Source organism: Flavobacterium sp., from assembly GCF_023151265.1.
GTDB lineage: Bacteria > Bacteroidota > Bacteroidia > Flavobacteriales > Flavobacteriaceae > Flavobacterium.
In genome coordinates this window covers 1-2,038 of the sequence record NZ_JAKLJH010000235.1, presented here as the reverse complement: position 1 = coordinate 2,038, position 2,038 = coordinate 1, and the positions used below count along the sequence as shown (strand labels likewise).

General features: G+C 32.2%; 3 protein-coding genes. All 3 read right to left on the bottom strand.

Annotation, left to right across the window (positions count from 1 at the left end; translation table 11 throughout):
* Positions 1-412, bottom strand: a 412-nt coding sequence (locus tag L6Q46_RS13930; protein WP_291284818.1) for a hypothetical protein, incomplete at its 3' end; no start/stop codon positions are given.
* Positions 413-600: 188 nt separating this feature from the next.
* Positions 601-1,053: a hypothetical protein gene (locus tag L6Q46_RS13925; RefSeq protein ID WP_291284817.1), complete on the bottom strand. Its 453-nt coding sequence runs from the start codon at positions 1,051-1,053 to the stop codon at positions 601-603.
* A gap of 188 nt (positions 1,054-1,241) precedes the next feature.
* A complete protein-coding gene (locus L6Q46_RS13920; protein WP_291284816.1) occupies positions 1,242-1,862 on the bottom strand; it encodes a hypothetical protein in 621 nt (206 codons plus the stop codon).
* Between the last annotated feature and the right edge of the window lie 176 nt (positions 1,863-2,038).

Sequence of the window (2,038 nt, the reverse complement as noted above, 5' to 3'; positions counted from 1 at the left end):
CACCAGTAAAAGTGTTCATATCTAAAATTGAAATTGGACTAGTTGGAATATATTTAATATATCCCATTTTTTCTGTTTCACCATTATTTTTGGTAATAATTAGTTTGAGAAAATAAGGTTTTGTTTGCGTATAAGAATTAAGATGTAGGATGTATGTAGTTAATTCATCATCTTTTTCTTTTTTAATAAAGTAAACTTCTGAATCACTTGTTCGATGTAGTGTATGACTTATTGAAGAATCAAAGTTCTTATTTTGTAATTTCTGTTTGAAGCTTTGAGTATTAATTTCATTTATTACTTGATTAATAGATACTCTACTTGTTTTTAATTCAAAGGATTCTTGGCAGGAATAAAAGGAGTTGAATAAAGTAAATAAAGCAATAAATTTAAAAATCTTCAATTTTGTTTTCATAGTTTACGTTGTTTTTTGGTTACTAATTTTTAAAGGTTTAGTTGAGCAAATATAGCCTACAACGTTCTGTGGCTTGCTTTCAGTGGCGTTGCACCAACACCAAGCCATTACAAATATAATAAAACATTCCATTCAGCAGCGGATTTTCCGCAGGAAAATCCGGAAGTAGCCATTGAAGCAAACCGCTGTTATGTGGCGTTTTTTAAAATTTCTTTTAATTCTGTTGTTCCAAATCTTTCCACAACTTTAAGTACGTTTTCAGTAATTAGATTAACGTTAGCTCCATTTTCAAGAAGTATTTTTACGATTCCTATATCTTTTGTGTTGGTTGCTGTGAATATGCCTGTATTCAAGAGTAAACCATTTTTTAGGTTCACATCAATTTCAAGTGATATGGAGAATTTTAGGCCATCAATTTCATTATTATGTACTGAATAATATACACCATCATAATCTTGATATGAAATATCTGCTCCTAATGATATTAGATATTTAGCAATTTCAATCTTTGAGTACGCTATTGCACTTCCAAGCGCTAAGTCAATTTCCGTTTGTGAATATCCAGAATCAAATATTGTTTTTAGTTCGTTTAAGTTTCCTTTTCCTGCGTTTCTTTCTATTTGATATTTTCTGTCTGACATTTTAAAGATTTAGTTGGTCGCAAAATGACACATAACGTTCTGTGGCTTGCTCTCAGTGGCGTTGAACCAACACCAAGCCATTACAAATATAACAAAACATTCCATTCAGCAGCGGATTTTCCGTAGGAAAATCCGGAAGTAGCCATTGAAGCAAACCGCTGTTATAGAGCGTTTTTTTTGTTCTTAGTTTATTTTAATTTAAAGTTTGTCCAAATATTATAAAGTTGTTGAACATCGTCTTTATTAAAATACTTGTCCCAAAGTTCACATTTATTCATATAAGCCATGCATTCTCCAAATTTCAAGTATTGTGACTGCGGTATTCCGTTTTTTCTCAAGCACTTTTTCAAAATTTCAAGTCTTCGATTTTCGTCTTCCGCAATTATTGTTTCTATTTTTTCAATTTCTGCTTTTGAGTATTTGTCCGTGATTTCTTTTCGTTTTTTAAGTTCACCCCAATGCATTCTTGCGTCCATTCCTTGTTCAACTCGTCTGAACTGGTTTTTCTCTAGGACAAATTTTAAAGGCTCTTTTCGTTCATAATCTATTCCGTTGACTTTTAATTCTGTCCAAAAACTTTCAGTATCTGGATTGATACTCTCGTTCCAATAAGTCAAAAGTCCACTTTTTAATGAATTAAGTCCGTAAGAATTCATCTTTGGCTCTTTCTCTAAAATATCTCTTGTAAATTTTGACAAGTTTCTGAAAGCTTCTTTAGTTTTTTCGTCCATATTAGTTGAACATTCAACAACTTTGTCGTTGATTTTTGTCACTAAAATAAGTTTTTCTGTGTTTCCTAAAGTTGTCATTATTTGTCTTTAGTGTAGTCTTTTAAAATGCTCTATAACGTTTCGCGGCTTGCTCTCAGTGGCGTTGAACCAGCACCAAGCCATTACAAATATAACAAAACATTCCATTCAGCAGCGGATTTTCCGCAGGAAAATCCGGAAGTAGCCATTGAAGCAAACCGCTGTTGTGTGCTGCA